We start from the raw sequence: 16389 nt of genomic DNA, 5'->3' as shown, positions 1-16389 counted from the left end.
GGTCGGTTCCTCCTCTTTACACATACTTGGCGGCCAGGGTCAGGATCTCTTCCTGAGTGGTGGTGCGGGCGTCCACCTCACCGGCCACCTGCCCGCCGGACATAACCAGAATCCGGTCGCACACGCCCAGAAGCTCGGGCATTTCCGACGAGACCATAATCACGCCCTTGCCCTCGTTGGCCAGGTCGATGATCAGCTGGTAGATCTCGTATTTCGCGCCCACATCGATGCCGCGGGTGGGCTCGTCCAGCAGAAGAATCTCGGGCTTGGTGAGCAGCCACCGGCCCAGAATGACCTTTTGCTGGTTGCCGCCGGACAGCGAGCGGATCTGGGTGTGCTGGCTGGGCGTTTTGATGTGCATTGCCTGAATGGCCCAGTCGGTGTTGTCCTTCATCTTCTTATCGTTTAAGTAAACGCCGCCCACAAGATAATCCTTCAGGCTGGAAATCACGGTGTTTTCCTTGATGTCCCGGATGCCGAAGATACCGGTGGCCCGCCGCTCCTCGGTGAGCAGCGCGAAGCCGTTTTTGATGGCCTCCTTGGGGTTGCGGTTGCGGATGGGCTTGCCGTGCAGGGTGATGGTGCCGCCCTCACGGGTCATGGCGCCGAACAGGTTCTCCAGCACCTCGGTGCGGCCGGAGCCGTCCAGGCCGGCGATGCCCAGAATCTCGCCCTTGCGCAGCTGGAAGGTGGCGTCCTTCAGGCGAGTGTATTTGCCCGCGATGTGCTGCACGTCCAGAATCACGTCGCCGGGCTTGTTGGTCTTCTCGGGGAAGCGGTTGGTCAGCTCACGGCCCACCATCAGGCGGATGATCTCATCCATGGTCAGCTCCTTGGCGGGGCGGGTTGCCACCCACTGACCATCCCGCATGATGGTCACGTCGTCGCTGATGCGCAGGATCTCCTCCATCTTATGGGAGATGTAGATGATGCCGCAGCCCTTGTCCCGCAGCATGTTGATGATGCGGAACAGATGCTCCACTTCCGTCTCGGTCAGCGAAGAGGTGGGCTCGTCGAACACGATGATCTTGGAGTTGTAGGAAACCGCCTTGGCGATCTCCACCATCTGCCGCTGGGAAACCGGCAGGGTGGACATGATGGCCTTGGGGTTGACCGTAACCTCCAGGGTATCGAAGATCTTTTTGGTCTCCTTGGCCATGATGCTCTCGCTCACCATGATGCCCGCCACCTTGGGGTAGCGGCCCAGCCACAGGTTATCCTGCACGCTGCGGGTCAGAGCCTGGTTCAGCTCCTGATGCACCATGGCCACGCCGTTTTCCAGCGCGTCCTTGGAGCTCTTGAAGTCCACTTCCTTGCCATCCAGCTTGATGGTGCCCGCGTCCCGGTGATAGATGCCGAACAGGCATTTCATCAGGGTGGATTTGCCCGCGCCGTTCTCACCCATCAGGGCATGTACGGTGCCGGGGCGGACCGTCAGGTCCACGTTGTCCAGCGCCTTTACGCCGGGGAATTCCTTGCAGATGCCGCGCATCTCCAGCAGGGCCGGCTTGTCCATAATTTTCCTCCTCTCGCGGTCGCAAACCACCGTTTCGGCCGCAGCCCGCCGCCGGGCCGCGCCCGAAGCGGTGGTTTTTGTCAGGGCGAAGCGGGGCTGCCGCCTGGCAGCCCCGCCTTGCCGGTTAGGTTTCAGGCACAAAGGGTCGGGGAGAAATTATTCCTCGGAGGTGCCGTCGTACATCTGGTAGGGAACGCGGATCTTATCCACGTCGGAATCCACCACGAACTGGTCGGTGTTGGCCATCAGGTCAGCGCCGTCCTGTACGTTCTTGACCAGGGTGTTGATGGTGGTGGCCATGCCCACGGCGTCCTGCTTGATGGAACCGGTCATGTTGCCGGCCTTGATCAGAGCCTTGGCGGAGTCGGTGGCGTCCACGCCGAACACGGGGATGATGGTGGTGCCTTCGCCGTTGTTGTAGCCAACGTTCTGCAGAGCGGAGATGGCGCCCTCGGCCATGCCGTCGTTGTTGCAGATGATCAGCTCAACCATGTTGTTGTTGCCTTCGTTGTAGGAGCCCAGCAGAGAAACCATGTAGTCGTTGGCAGCCTGGGCGCTCCACTTGCCGGCGGTGTCAACCAGGTACTTGGTGGAAGCGCTGGAATCGTAGTAAGCCAGCTCGGGCTTGCCGCCCTCGGTCAGCAGCTTGTTGGCGTCTTCCACAGCGTACTGGGTGCGGGCCTCGGCCTCAGCGTTGCCCTCCTGGCCCTTGAACAGAACATAGGAGATGGTGCCGTCGCCGTTCAGGTCAACTGCGTCGTAGTTGGCCAGCAGGTACTCACCGATCATCTCGCCCTGCATATGGCCGGCGTCGGGAGCGTTGGTGCCAACGAAGGCGCACTTCTCATAGCTGTTGATGACTTCGTTGTCGGCAACCTCGCGGTTGAAGAAGATCACGGGGATGTCCGCAGCGCGGGCAGCTTCCACGATGTCCTTCGCGGGGTCGGAGGTGGAGGTCTCCACGATGTTCACGATCAGCAGGTCGGAACCGGCGGTGATCGCGGTCTTGACCTGGTCGGTCTGGGTGGGCTGGCTGCCAGCGGCATCCCAGTTCTTGGGCTCGATGCCCATGGCCTTCAGCTGCTCGTCCATGGCGGTGCGCACGCTGGAGATGTAAACATCGGAGAAGTCATAGTAGAATACGTCCACCTGCAGGTCGCTGGTGGCGGTGGCAGTGCCGCCCTCAGTGGAAGCAGCAGTGGAGGTACCGCCGGAAGTTGCGGTGGAAGCGGTGGAAGCGGGAGCACCGCCGCAGCCGGCCAGCATACCAATGGCCATTACGGAAGCCAGCAGCAGCGCGAGTTTCTTTTTCATTTTCGTTTTCCTCCTGTGATTGGATTCGGTTCTTTCGCCGTTCGTTTTCGCATCCCGCAGGATGCTTTCTCTGTGGTAAATTTTACCGCCTTTGGGGCGCAAAAACGATAGAAAATTCTTCTGTCTTATAGCAAAAAAATTCGCTTCTCCCGCAAAAATCTTTTCCATTTTTTAATATTTTTATCGATTTTGACAATCGCTTCCCCGAATTTTCTGCAGTTCATGCAAAAAAAGCCCCGTTTCGTGCGCTTGCACGAAACGGGGCTTTGAGCCGGAAGAACCCGGCTAAGGGGAGCAAGAGAAGATTTTCAGAAAAATCTCCGGTCAGGCCAGGTGATGCTCCTCCAGCCAGACCATCAGGGTGGGCTTTTCGGCCTTGATGCGCTTTGCGCGCACCGCGAACACCAGAATGGTCAGCAGGGTGAAGACCACCAGCCATACCGCCAGGTAGGCAAGGCAGCCGGTCACGTCCTCGCCGGCGCAGATGGCCCGGCGGAAGGCGGTCACGGTGTAGGTGAAGGGCACCCAGTCATGCAGGTACTTCACGAAGGAGCCGGAGAGCTCCAGCGGGTAGGTACCCACCGAACCGGCCAGCTGGATCACCATGAAGACCAGCATCAGGAAGCTGCCCACCTTGCCCAGCAGGTTGGTGAAGAAGTACATCACCGACATGAAGGTCATGGAAGCCACACAGGCCACCAGCAGGGTCTGGCCCATGCGGGCCGGGTCGAAGCCGTTGATGGCGTGCAGCGCGCCCACCATCACCAGCGCCTGCAGCAGCGCAATGGGATACAGCACCGAGGCCTTGCTCAGCCACCAGGCGGTGCCGCTCTTGAGCTTGCCCGCGTACTCGGTGAGGGGGTACATCAGGCTGAAGGCGATGCAGCCCACCCACAGGGCCACCGACATCATGTAGGGGGCCATGGCGTGCCCGTTGTTGGGCACCTGGGTCAGCTGGGCCTCCTCAGAGACCACCGGGGCGGCGAACATATCCACCACCGCGTCGCCGGTGTTGGTGGAGCGGATCTCGTCCGCGCCGTCCGCCAGGCTGGTCTCGAGGGTGTTTGCGCCGTCGGTCAGCTGGTCGATGCCGTCGGCCAGCTCGCCGCTGCCGTCCGCCAGCTGCTGGGCGCCGCTCTGAATCTGGCCCGCGCCGTCGGTGAGGGCGGCCGCGCCCTGGTTCAAAGCCGGGCTGTTCTGGGTGAGGGTATCCGCGCCGGTCACCAGCTGAGTGGTGCCGTCCTTCAAGTCCCTGGTGCCCTGCTGCAGGCGGCCCACGCCGTCGGTGAGGGCAGGCAGCTGGCCGTTCAGACTGCTCATGCCGTCCTTCAGGCTGCCGCTGCCGGTGACCAGAGCGTCCAGGCCGCTGTTCAGCTGGGCCGCACCCTGGCGCAGCACCGCGGTTCCCTGCTGCTGCAGAGCCGCGCCGCCGCTGGCCGCCTGGGCGATGCCGCCGGTGAGCAGAGGCGCCTGCTGGGCCAGCTGACTGGTGCCGCCCTGCAGCTGGGCAAGGCCGGTTACCAGAGAATCGCACCCGGCCGAGAGCTGCTGTGCCCCCGCGTTCAGAGCGGGCAGGCCGGTGGTCTCATCCGCCAGGGCCGCGCTGCCCGCAGCCGCCTGGTCCACACCGGCGGTGTAGGCGGACAGGCCGGTTTGCAGCTGGGCCGCGCCCTGCTGCAGCTGGCCGAGGGCCGCGCTCAGGTCGCCGGAGCCGGAACCGCCGGCTGCATTGGCCAGCGCACCGGCCGCGCCGGCAAGAGCCTGTGCGGCCTGATCCCGGGCTGCGTTGGCGGTGTTTGCGTCGTTGTAGTTATTCTGTGCCACGGTGGCCAGCTCATTGGCCGCCGCGATCAGGGCATTCAATGCGTCCTCATTGCCCTCCTGGGCGGCTTGTGCATTGTCCGCAATGGTCTGGGCCAGAGCCGCCGGGTCCTGCGGGGCCACTGCACCCGCACCGGCCGCCTGGGCCGCCTGATCCAGCTGCCCGGCCAGAGCGGTCAGGCTGCCGGACACATCTGAGCCGCCCGCCGCGGCTGCCAGGGCATCCAGTCCGTTTTTCAGCTGGGCCGCGCCCTGGTTCAGTTCCTCGGATTTGCCGCTCAGGGTCTGCAGGCCCTGGTTCAGCGCGGCTGCGCCCTGGCTGGCCTTGTCCGCGCCTGCGGCCAGGCCCTGTGCGCCCTGCTGCAGGGCTTTCGCCCCCTCCAGCGCCTGGGCTGCGCCGGAATCCAGCGCCGAGGCGGAATCCGGCAGGGCTGCGGTCTGGCTCTGCAGCTGGCTCAGACCCTCGTTCAGGGTTTTCAGATTATCGTCCACCTGAGCCGCGCCTGCGGTCAGGCTGTCGCTGCCGGTCTTGGCCTGGGCCGTGCCCTGGGCCAGCTGGGCCGCGCCGTCGTTCAGTGCGCTTACGCCCTGGGCCAGTGCCGGGGCCGAAGCGCCCAGCTGGTCCACGCCGTCCTTCAGCTGCTTTGCGCCGTCGTCCAGCTTCTTCGCGCCGTCTGCCAGCTGCTGCACGCCCTGGGTGTACTGGGCCAGGCCCTCGGTCAGGGTCTCGCTGCCGCTGCGGAAGGTAAGGGTGCTGTCTGCCAGAAGCTGCAGGTTTTCCCGGATGGTGTTGTTGCCATCCGCCAGCTGCTCGGCGCCGTCCCGGATTTCGCCCGCGCCGTCCGCCGCCTCCTGCATGCCGTCGCCCACCTCGGTGAGCTGGTCAAACATGGTTTCGGCGTAGGTCTTGGTCACCTCTTCCCGCACGCTGGCCTGAATCTCCTTCATGGCCGTCTCGCTCAGCTTGGAGGCGATGTAGTTGGTGCCGGGGTTGGTCTCGTAGTTCAGCTCCATCTGTTTGGGCTGATCGTCGGTGAGGGTGGCCGCGTTGGCCGAGAAGTCCTGCGGAATGGTGATTACCATATAGTAATCCCCTGCCGCCAGCCCCTTGGCCGCGTCCTCCTCGCTCACCTGGTGGAAGTCCAGGGAGGCGTCCTCCAGCAGGCTGTCCACCAGTTCGGCGCCCACATCCAGGGTCTTGCCCTCGTATTCCACCGGCTGGTCCTGGTTCACCAGTGCCACCGGCAGGTGCTCCACGCTGCCGTAGGGGTCCCACATGGAGCCCAGGAACAGGGTGGTGTAGATGGTGGGAATGGCGATGATGGCCACCACCACCACAAGCATCAGCTTGTTGCTCAGCAGCTTTTTCCATTCATTTTTCAGCATAGAACGAAAAAATCGCTTCCTTTCCTCGATCTCTCTCAGAAAATCAATACCGTGTTGTTTATTCATCGCAGTATTGCTTTTTCCTGCAAAGAGAATTATACTAAGCCAAGAAGAACAACACAACCGACAGTTTCCGTCGCAGTATCCATTAATAGACATTGCGTCGCGTTGTGTTGAACAGTCACAAATCTTTTACAAATGAAAGGAAGCGCACCCATGGAAAAAAAGCCGGACCGGCGCATCCGCCGCACCAAGGCCCAGCTGCGCCACGGTCTCGCCCAGCTGATGGCCCAGAAGAGCGTGAAGGAGGTGACGGTGAAGGAGCTGGTGGACCTGGTGGACATCAACCGCTCCACCTTCTATCTGCACTACACCGATATTTACAACATGCTGGAAAGCGTGGAGAACGAGCTGTACGAGGAGATTCTGCACACCATCCGCACCCATCCGGTAAGCCCCTTCAACGAAAACAGCTTCCCCTTTATTGAGGACATCTTCGCCATCCTGTTTGAAAACCGGGAGATCTGCGCCGCCCTGCTGGGCCCCCACGGCGACATCGCCTTTCTGCACCGCATTGAAGAGATGCTCTCCCACTACAGCCTGAAGGCGCTGCGGGAGGCTTTCCCCGAGCGGATGGACGATTTGAAATACACCTACGCCTACTGCGTGGCCGGTGGCGTGGGCCTGATCAAGGACTGGCTGAGCCGGGGCTGCGAGGAAAGCCCCCAGCACATGGCCCAGCTCACCTTCCGGCTGGTGACCAACACCGTGAGCGATTTTTACCCCCATGCCTGATATACCAAAAGCAGCCGCCCCGAAAAAGCCGGGGCGGCTGCTTTTTTATACAGTTTCCTTTTGTTCGGGCCGGGGTGCGGCAGGCTTCATGCCCCAGAACACCAGGTTCATGGCGATCACGATCAGCGCCACGGCGGCCAGCGCCGCCCAGAAGCCCAGATCCAGCCCCCAGAGGGTGGTGGTGCCGAACAGCCGCATCCAGACGGCGGCCCAGTTCATGGTCAGGGTCATGGCAATCGCTCCTTTCAGCATAACATCAAAGCAGTTCTCCGTAGTGGCGCACATAGGCCTTTTTCAGACTGGTGGCCAGCGCCATATACAGCAGGATGCAGGGAATCAGGAAGGCAAAGTACAGCGGCGGCAGGGCCACGAAGCCCAGTAGGGTTCCCAGCGGGGTGAAGGGAATGATGGTAAGCGCGGTGATGCCCGCCAGGGTGACCAGGGTGAGCGGAGCGGAGGCCCGGCTCTGAATAAACGGCAGCTTGGGGGTGCGGATCATATGGATGACCAGGGTCTGGCTCCACATGGATTCCACGAACCAGCCCGCCTGGAACATGCCCAGATAGGCCGCCTGCATCTGCACCAGCTGCGGGCCGCTGAAATGATTGGCCAGGTCGTTGTACAGCACTCCGCCGGAGACGAACAGCGGACAGAAGACGAAGTACATGAAGATGTAGGTGAGGAAGTCGAAGATGGAGCTGGTGGGCCCGATCCAGAGCATGAAGCTGCCCACGCTGGAGGCGTCCCACTTGCGGGGGCGGGCGATGAACTCCTCGTCCACATTGTCCCAGGGGATGGCGGTGCAGGAGAGATCATAGATCAGGTTCAGCACGATCAGCTGCACGCTCATCATGGGCAGGAACGGCAGCAGCGCGCTGGCCGCCAGCACCGAGAACATGTTGCCGAAGTTGGAGGAGGCGGTCATCTTGATGTACTTGATCATGTTGGCGTAGGTCTTGCGGCCCTCGATGATGCCCTGCTCCAGCACCATCAGGTCCTTTTCCAGCAAAATCACATCCGCCGATTCCTTGGCCACATCCACGGCGGTGTCCACCGAGATACCGATGTCGGCGGCCTTCATGGCGGCCGCATCGTTAATTCCGTCGCCCATGAAGCCCACGGTGTGCCCGTTCGAGCGCAGCGCCGCCACCACCCGGGCCTTCTGGTCCGGGGTGAGCTTGGCAAACACGTCGGTGGATTCCGCGGCCCGGGCCAGCTCCGCGTCGCTCATGCGGGCCACATCCGCGCCCAGCAGCATGTTGCGAACTTTCAGCCCCACCTGGCGGCAGATGGTGCGAGTAACCTTTTCGTTGTCACCGGTGAGGAGCTTGGCGGTGACGCCGTGGGCCTTCAGCGCCCGCAGGGCGGCGGCGGTGGATTCCTTGGGCGGGTCCAGAAAGGCCAGATAGCCCATGAGCACCATGTCCTGCTCGTCCTTCACCCCGAAGGCCCTCGCCGGGGCGGGGCTGCTCTTCTGGGCGATGGCCAGCACACGGAACCCCTTGTCGTTCATCTCGTCCACCGCCTGCAAAATGCGGCGGCGCAGCTCCCCGGTCAGGGGCTGGACCGTGCCGTCGCACTCGGCGTGGCTGCAGATCGCCAGCATCTCCTCCACCGCGCCCTTGGTCACCATCTGGGTCTTGCCGGTCTTGTCCTGCACCACGGTGGTCAGGCGGCGGCGGGCGAAGTCGAAGGGAATTTCATCCACCTTCACATAATGCTCGGACAGGTCCAGCAGCCGGGGGTCGGCGGCCTCCTGCTCCTCGGTCTTGCGGATGATCGCCAGGTCCATCAGGTTTTTGTAGCCGGTCTGAAAATAGCTGTTCAGATAGGCGTGGCGCAGCACCCGGGTGTCCTCTTCCCCGTTCAGGTTCCGGTGGTATTCCAGCACCACCTGGTCCTGGGTGAGGGTGCCGGTCTTGTCGGTGCAGAGCACGTCGATGGCGCCGAAGTTCTGGATGGAATTCAGGTTCTTGACGATGGTCTTTTTCTTGCTCATGGACACCGCGCCCTTGGCCAGGCAGGTGGTCACGATCATGGGCAGCATCTCGGGGGTAAGGCCTACCGCGATGGAGATGCCGAAGAGGAAGGCATTCAGCCAGTCGCCCTTGGTCAGCCCGTTGATGAAGAAGACCAGCGGCACCATCACCAGCATGAAGCGGATCAGCACCCAGGACACCGCGTTCACGCCGCGGGTGAAGCTGGTCTCCACCGCCTCGCCCGCCACCGCGCTGGCCATGGAGCCGAACAGGGTGGCATCGCCCACGCAGACCGCCACCGCCGTGGCGCTGCCCGAGACCACACTGCTGCCCATGAAGGCGATGTTGGTGTGGTCGGTGATGGTCTCCTTCGGCTCGCTCACCGCGGCGGTCTTTTCCACCGGTTCGCTCTCGCCGGTGAGGCTGGCCTGGCTGAGGAATAAATCCTTGGCCTCCAGAATGCGCAGGTCGGCGGGGATCATGTCCCCGGCCGAGAGGTGTACGATGTCGCCCACCACCAGCTCGTCCAGCGGGATCTCGGCCAGCTCCTGCTCCCGCCGGGTGACGGTGCAGGTGGTGGTGATCATGGCCAGCAGCTTTTCCGCCGCATTGCCGCTGCGGGATTCCTGCACAAAGCGCAGGGTGCCGGAGATCAGCACCATGGTGAGGATGATGACCACGGTCAGGCAGTCGAAGTCCTCGGGGGTACCGCCGAACAGCGAGCACAGCGGGAAGACCATGTCGGTCATGATGGACACCAGCGCCAGGCAGCACAGAATGGCGGTGAAGGGGTTGATGAAGGCTCCGGCAAGCCGCTTTGCCAGCGACTGACGCTTTTCGTGGGTGACCCGGTTCGCGCCGTAGCGGGCGCGGCTGCGGGCCACCGCCTGCTCGTTCAGGCCCCGCAGGGTGGTGTTCAGCTCCTGCAGCACATCCGGGATGGGGCAGGCCGCTGCGTCCTGGATGCGGCGGTCCACCTCCTGGCGGATGCGTGCTTTTTCGGCAGCCTGCCGGGCCGCCGCGTTTTTCTTGTTGTTGATCATTGCTCATTCCTCCTTGCCGTTCAAACAAAGCGGTCAGAGCACGGGGCGCGGCGCGTTCGGACCCGCCGCCCGGGATGCTCTGTACCTTCGGGGATTGCCGTCGGAATCCATACCGCCGCCTCCTTTCGTTTCGTTGTTGAGAATGCGGTCTTTCGCCGGTGTGCCATAAGAAAACGACGGTTCTGCCGTAGGATTTTGGCGCACAAAATGTTCAAAGGCGCGGGCAAGCCATCAAGGCTTGCTCCGCCCCTTTTCGCACTTTCTGCATCCAAAATCCTGGGGCAGAACTGCTCTGCACCGGAAAAGGTCCGATTTTGATGGGAGTGCAAGGAAAAGACCCGTAGGCACCCTTGGTGGTTGTCAAGGGGCTTTGACGCTGCAATCCCGCAAAAGCGGCCCTTTTCCGGCGTCGTTTTCTTATGTCACACCGGCTGCCGTCCGCTGATTCCATCATACAAAAATCGCAATGAAGATCCCATGGGCAAACCCTTGCGATTTCCTTGCGATTGGGTAAGAATTAAAAACAGCGCCGCGCAATTCCATTTTGCAGGGATTGCGCGGCGCTGCCTTTGTTTATTTGATTGCTTCGGCACTTAAAGCCGGTCACTGAACTTGTAGCCGATGCCCCAGATGGTGAGGATGTACTCCGGCGCGTCCGGGTTGGGCTCGATCTTTTTGCGCAGCTTGCGGATGAAGGCCATGATGTTTCTGTCGTCCAGCAGGTAGTCGTCCTCCCACACCGCCTGATAAATCTGCTCCTTGGTGAACACCTCGCCCCGGTTGCGGGCCAGAAAATACAGGATGTCGAACTCCTTGGGGGTGAGGGCGATCTCCTGCCCGTCCCGCACAACCCGCCGCAGCCGCTGGTCGATGGAGAGCGCACCGCAGTGCAGCACCCCCTCCGGCACAGCGACCGGGGTGCCCTCGGCCAGCTCCAGCATCAGGCTGTCGGCCCGGCCGCTCATCAGCTCCTCAATGCCCTCCAGCAGCTCCCGGGCGGCGGGGGTGTCGGGGGCATTCAGCCGCAGCTTCTCCCGCAGCCAGTCCGCCAGGGAGAGATCCAGCGCGGCGAACCCGATGTTCTTTTTCACAGCGGACCCCTCCTTTCTCAGATCAGCTCACGGTATTTTTTCCGGTAAAGCCCCTTGGCCAGGCTCACCAGCAACAGATACAGCGCCACCATAACCGCCAAAAAGGCAAAGTACACCAGCGGCAGGGCGGTCAGGCCGATCAGCCGCCCCAGCGGCGTGAAGGTCAGGCCGGTGAACAGCACGATGCCCAGCCCGGTGACCAGCATCACCGGCCGGGAGGGCCTGCTCTGCAAAAACGGCGCCTTCGCGGTGCGCAGCAGGTGCAGGATCAGTACCTGGGTCCACATGGATTCCAGGAACCAGCCGGTCTGAAACAGGGCGATGAACCGCAGCCGCTGGGCCTCCTGGGCCAGCTGGAAGAACCCGCCCCCGCACACCGCCGGGCAGAGCACAAAGAAGAGCCAGGCGAAGGTGAGCAGGTCGAAAATCGAGCTTAACGGCCCAAAGAACCGCATGAACCGGCCCAGCGTGCGGCCGGACCATTCCAGCGGCCGGGCGCAGGCCTCCGGGTCCACCTGGTCCCAGGGCAGGGCCAGACAGAGCAGGTCATACAACAGATTCAAAAGCAGCAGCTGCACCGCCGTCATGGGGAAGAAGGGCAGCAGCACGCTGGCGATCACGATGGAAACGATGTTGCCGAAGTTGGACGAAGCGGTGATGCGGATGTATTTGGAAAGGTTGCAGAAGGCTCTCCGGCCCTCCAGAATGCCCTCGCCCAGCACGTTCAGGTCCTTTTTCAAAAGGATCACGTCCGCGCCCTCCTTCACCGCCTGGGCCGCCGTGTCCACCGAGATGCCCACGTCAGATTCCAATATGGCGGGCAGGTCGTTCATGCCGTCGCCCAGAAAGCCCACCGTATGGCCGTTGGCCCGCAGCACCGCCACCACCCGCGCCTTCTGCTTGGGCGAAAGCTCAGCGAACACCGCCGTGCGCTCGATGCGCATGGTCGCGTCATTTTCGTTCAGGCTCTCCAGCTCGGGGCCGGTGAGCACCTGCTCCGCGTCGATGCCCAGCCGCCTGCAGATGGACACCGCCACGCTTTTCTGGTCGCCAGTGAGCACCCGCACCCCCACATGCAGCTCCCGCAGACGGGCCACCGCGGCCGCGGCGGTCTTTTTGGGTGCGTCGAAAAAGGCAAGATAGCCCAGCAGGGTCAGATTCTGCACATCCTCCGGGCGGGCGGTGCGGCCCTCCATTGGCTTGCAGGCCACCGCCAGCACCTTCATACCGTCCTCCAGCATCTCGTCCGCCACCGCGTGCACGCTGGCGGCGGCATCCGGCCCCATGGGCAGCCGCTGGCCCTTGTATTCCACATGGCTGCACCGGCGGCAGACCTCGTCCAGGCTTCCCTTCACAATGAGCAGGGTTTCTTTTCCGCCCACCAGCACGCCAGCCAGACGCCGCTCGTAATCAAAGGGCAGCTCGTCCAGCTTGGGGCAGCGGCGGGCCAGACCCTCGAACCGCTCCTGCTGGCCGGGCATATCCCGGCAGCGAAGGATGGCGTCGTCCAGATGGTTCTGCACCCCGGTGTGGTACAGGCTGTTCAGATAGGCCAGCTCCAGCACCCGGCCGCTCTCGTTGCCCAGCACATCCATATAATATTCCAGCGCCACCACATCGCCGGTGAGGGTGCCGGTCTTGTCCACACAGAGCAGGTCCATGCTGCCGAAGCCCTGCATGGCGTTGATGGTCTTGACCACCGTCTGCTTTTTGCCCATGGCCGCGCAGCCCTTGGCCAGGCAGGCGTTCACCACCATGGGCAGCAGCTCCGGGGTGAGGCCCACCGCCACCGACAAAGCGAACAGAAAGGCCGACAGCCAGTTGCCCTTGGTCAGCCCGCAGGCGGCAAACACCACCGGGACCAGCACCGCCATAAAGCGGATCAGCACCCAGGCAATGGAGTTCGCGCCCCGGTCAAAGCCGTTTTTCCGCTCCGCGCCCGCGGCGGAAAAGCCGCCGTAGACCGTATCCGCTCCCACCGCCAGCACGATGCCCTCGCTAAAGCCGCCCATCACGGTGGAGCCCAGAAAGGCCACGTTCTCGTAATCGGCGGCGGTCTTTGCAGTGCCGGGGCGCAGGGTGACGGCCCGCTTTTCCAGCACGCCGCTCTCGCCGGTGATCACCGACTGGGAGACGAACAGGTCCTTCGCTTCGGTGAGGCGGATGTCCGCGGGTACCCGGTCCCCGGCCGCCAGCCGCACCCGGTCGCCCACCACCAGCTCGGTGGAGCAAAGCTCGGTCCACCGGCCCGCCCGCAGCACCCGCACCCGGGTGGCGATCATGCCGGTGAGGTGGTCCGCCACCCGTTTGGCCCGCAGCTCCTGCACAAAGCGCACCGCCCCGCTGATGAGCAGCATACCCAGCACGATGAACACGGTGGTCAGGTTTCGGCTGAAGTTGGAGGCCAGCAGCACATCGGTAACAAAGGAGATGGCGGCCAGCACCAGCAATATCATGGAAAAGGGGGTCACAAAGGCCCGCCGCAGCCGGTAGAGCACCGTGTCCGCCCGGCGGCCCGCCACCACGTTGGCGCCCCAGCGGCGGCGGCTATCCTCCACCTGCCAGGGGTCGTAGCCCTCGCTTGTGATCTGAAAATCGCGCCGGAGCGCCTGGGGTTCGGCACAGGCATATTCCGAAATGCGCCGGTGAATGGCCCGGTCCTCTTTCACGTGCGTCACCTCCCTGGGTTTCTCCCTTTTATCATACCATAAAACTGGAATTTTCGCCCGCCGCCAAATCTTGCTTTTCCCTTGTTTCGCACCAGCAAAAAAGCAGCCCGGCCGCCGCCGAAGCGGTGCCGGGCTGCCCCAATGCTTTTATTCCGTTATTCCAGACCCAGCCAGGCCTTGATGCGCTCGCCATCCCGGTAGCCTCTGTGGTACAGCCGGTCCAGCGCCTCCCGTTCCTTGGACAGGGTGCTCACGCCCTCGGTGTCGTCCGGCGAGACGATCAGCACCTTGCCCTCTTTCTCCCATTCCTTGGCGGCGGCCACCTCCTGGTTGTAGCGGTTTGCCCGGTTGCGCAGGTTCTCTGCCGAGGCCGGATACCGGCGCTGGATCATCCTGGCCAACATGGGGTCACGGCCCGGCTCACGGGGCACAGCCGCCGGTTTTGTGAGAAGCAGCACCACCCGGTCGCAGCCCTCGTCGAAGGCCTTCTGCACCGGCACCGGATCGCCCAGGGCGCCGTCGTAATACAGCTGCCCGGCAATGGGGTAGGGCTTGTTCACTCCGGGGATGGAGGATGAGGCCATGAAAATCTGGTAATGGTCCTGCGCCATATCCTCCTTGGTGAAGTACACCGCCTTGCCGCTGACCGCCTCCTGCGCCACCACGAACAGCTGGGCGGGGTTTTCCCGAATGGCCCGGTAATCCAGCGGATACTCGCCGCCGGCATTGCTCAAAGTCCCGTACACATAGTCCATGTCGATGTAGGAATGATGCTTCAGATAATTGGAAAGACTCATGTATTCCTTGCGAAAGGCGTATTCGCAGTAGAACTTATAGTTTCTGCCCCTCTGCCCCGCCAGATAGGAGGCCGTGTTGGCGCTTCCCGCCGAAACGCCAACGCAGCAGTCAAACACGATGTGCTCATCCATGCAGTAATCCAGCACACCGGCCGCATAAATTCCACGCAGGCCGCCGCCCACGTCAACCAGACCCAATTTCATATCCTTCACTCCGTTCCGTTTGATTCCGTTTGCCTGCCCCGCGTGCGGGGTGGACGCATTGAAAGCCCCGGCCGCCTTTGTTATAATGATGCATAGCAAATATGCGTTGGAGGCGAGCATCATGTCCACTGCCGGATTCACCAAATACATGGTGGCAAAGGGGACCAAAGAGCTTTTGCAGACCAGGGATTTTGAGGAAATTTCCGTGGGCGAGATCGCCCGGCACTGCCATATCAGCCGCAACACCTTTTACTACCACTTCAAGGACAAATACGACGTGATCAACTGGATTTTTTATTCCGAAATCACGCCGATCATCGGGGAGTCCCAGTCCATGGACAGCTGGGCCGACGCGCTGCTGGCGCTGTGCCGCTATCTGCAGGACAACCGCACCCTTTACCGGAAGGTGCTCCACATCCAGGGGCAGAACAGCTTTTCCGAATGTCTGATGGATTTTTATGTGCAGCTGACCCAGAACCTTCTGCGAAACGCCGGGGGTGAGCAGTTTCTCACACCCGGGCAGATTCGCACCATCTCCCGCTTTTACGCCTTCGGACTCACCGGAGTGATTTCCAACTGGGCCAAAAACGGCATGGAAGGCGACCCGGAGCCGGTGGTCCGCATGCTGAAGGATCTGCTTTCCGGCGAAATCTTCGATAAACTGATTGCTCTTCAGCAAGGCGGTAACGCCGAACCGCAATAAGTCTTGCCCGCCCTCCTGTTTTTCCGGCCCTTATTCCGGAAATTCCAGGGGGCGTTTTTCGGATTGGCTCCCCTTCTGCTGCTCCATCCGGCGGCGCAATTCCAGCATTTTCCGATCCGTTTCGGCAATGGTGTCCGCGCAGCTTTTCAGCTCCTGCACCAATTCCTCCGCATCGGGAATGTCCTTTTTGTATTTGATCTGATGCTCAAGACTGGCCCAGAAATCCATGGCCACCGTGCGGAACTGCACCTCCACCTGCATCAGCTCCTTGTTGTCCATAAAAAAGACCGGGACCTCCAGGATCACATGGTAGCTGCGGTATCCGTTGGGCTTGGGGTTCTGGATGTAATCCTTCACACGCAAAACCCGGATATCGTCCTGGATGGCAAGCTGTTCCGCCACCTGATAGATATCGTCAATAAAGGGGCAGATCACGCGGATACCGGCCACATCGCTCAGCTGGGTGCGGATGGTTTCCAGATTGGCCTCAATCCCCCGGCTGCTCAGCTTTTTCAGAATGCTGGCAGGCTTTTTGATCCGGGACTGGATGCTCTCGATGCTGCTGCGCTGGTTGCGCAGCTGAAAGTCGCTTTTCAGGATCTCCAGCTTGGTGCTCACTTCCTTGATGGCCGCCTGATAGCGCATCATCAATTCGTTGAACTGGATGATGTGCGTCAGAAGATCATCGCCATGCCCCAGCAAATACGCTTGCAGCTCGTTTGAGTAATCCGATACGTCCATAGCCGCCGTCCTTTCCAAAATGATCGATCATACTAACTTATAGCGTAACAAATAGCGCCTCATTTTTCACGGTACAACCGGATAAAATTGTCCAATTCCAGGACAAATTATGTATTTTGTCCTAAAAATCTATATCGGCCAATCGGCAGAATGTGGAGTAAATCAGAAGCACCACTCGATCGGCTCTCACTCTTTTTTCCGGAGATGCCCTGTGAGCCGAACCGGAGCGCCTCAGCGCGAACGGTGAAGCCGCCCCCGAAGGGGGAAGTGCAACAAAAAAGGCAGGACAAACGTCCTGCCTCAGCCTGTCGAAAAAGGTCACCGAAAGGC

Annotated in this window: 11 protein-coding genes; 2 read left to right on the top strand and 9 right to left on the bottom strand. The window is 61.8% G+C overall.

Translation table 11 applies throughout. The features are described from left to right. Window positions 1-16 precede the first annotated feature (16 nt). The 3 genes from PH256_RS02990 to PH256_RS02980 form a co-directional block, all read right to left on the bottom strand. Window positions 17-1519 (bottom strand): sugar ABC transporter ATP-binding protein, encoded by a 1503-nt coding sequence (locus PH256_RS02990; protein WP_435890082.1) that lies wholly within the window; start codon window positions 1517-1519, stop codon window positions 17-19. A gap of 153 nt (window positions 1520-1672) precedes the next feature. Next, on the bottom strand, window positions 1673-2830 hold the full coding sequence (locus PH256_RS02985) for a galactose ABC transporter substrate-binding protein (RefSeq protein WP_087184048.1): 1158 nt from the start codon (window positions 2828-2830) through the stop codon (window positions 1673-1675). A 324-nt stretch (window positions 2831-3154) separates the two neighbouring features. Continuing rightward, window positions 3155-6037, bottom strand: coding sequence for a YhgE/Pip domain-containing protein (locus PH256_RS02980; protein ID WP_270912924.1), 2883 nt, complete (start codon window positions 6035-6037; stop codon window positions 3155-3157). A gap of 216 nt (window positions 6038-6253) precedes the next feature. Between PH256_RS02980 and PH256_RS02975 the strand changes: the two genes are divergently transcribed. After that, window positions 6254-6832 (top strand): TetR/AcrR family transcriptional regulator, encoded by a 579-nt coding sequence (locus tag PH256_RS02975; RefSeq protein ID WP_270912923.1) that lies wholly within the window; start codon window positions 6254-6256, stop codon window positions 6830-6832. Between the two features lie 45 nt (window positions 6833-6877). Here PH256_RS02975 and PH256_RS02970 read toward each other — a convergent pair whose 3' ends face one another. From PH256_RS02970 to PH256_RS02950, 5 genes are all read right to left on the bottom strand, one after another. Next, the gene (locus PH256_RS02970; RefSeq protein ID WP_270913087.1) at window positions 6878-7084 is read right to left on the bottom strand and encodes a hypothetical protein; all 207 of its coding nucleotides are present in this window, start codon (window positions 7082-7084) and stop codon (window positions 6878-6880) included. A gap of 4 nt (window positions 7085-7088) precedes the next feature. Next, window positions 7089-9851: a magnesium-translocating P-type ATPase gene (gene mgtA, locus PH256_RS02965; protein WP_270913082.1), complete on the bottom strand. Its 2763-nt coding sequence runs from the start codon at window positions 9849-9851 to the stop codon at window positions 7089-7091. A 596-nt stretch (window positions 9852-10447) separates the two neighbouring features. Beyond that, complete coding sequence (locus PH256_RS02960) at window positions 10448-10945, bottom strand: winged helix-turn-helix domain-containing protein (protein WP_270912922.1); 498 nt, start codon at window positions 10943-10945, stop codon at window positions 10448-10450. A 17-nt stretch (window positions 10946-10962) separates the two neighbouring features. Further along, window positions 10963-13614 (bottom strand): magnesium-translocating P-type ATPase, encoded by a 2652-nt coding sequence (mgtA, locus tag PH256_RS02955; RefSeq protein ID WP_270912921.1) that lies wholly within the window; start codon window positions 13612-13614, stop codon window positions 10963-10965. Between the two features lie 155 nt (window positions 13615-13769). Next, a complete protein-coding gene (locus PH256_RS02950) occupies window positions 13770-14615 on the bottom strand; it encodes a patatin-like phospholipase family protein (RefSeq protein WP_270912919.1) in 846 nt (281 codons plus the stop codon). Window positions 14616-14736: 121 nt separating this feature from the next. Here PH256_RS02950 and PH256_RS02945 point away from each other — a divergent pair, with 121 nt between their 5' ends. Beyond that, window positions 14737-15318: a TetR/AcrR family transcriptional regulator C-terminal domain-containing protein gene (locus PH256_RS02945; RefSeq protein WP_270912918.1), complete on the top strand. Its 582-nt coding sequence runs from the start codon at window positions 14737-14739 to the stop codon at window positions 15316-15318. A gap of 30 nt (window positions 15319-15348) precedes the next feature. Here the strand turns inward: PH256_RS02945 and PH256_RS02940 are convergent, their stop codons facing one another. Continuing rightward, entirely contained in the window at window positions 15349-16059 is a 711-nt protein-coding gene (locus PH256_RS02940; protein WP_270912917.1) for a GTP pyrophosphokinase, read from the bottom strand. Window positions 16060-16389 lie beyond the last annotated feature (330 nt).

The organism is Allofournierella sp. CML151 (assembly GCF_027853465.1).
Classification (GTDB): domain Bacteria; phylum Bacillota; class Clostridia; order Oscillospirales; family Ruminococcaceae; genus Allofournierella.
This window is presented reverse-complemented; position numbering and strand designations above follow the sequence as displayed.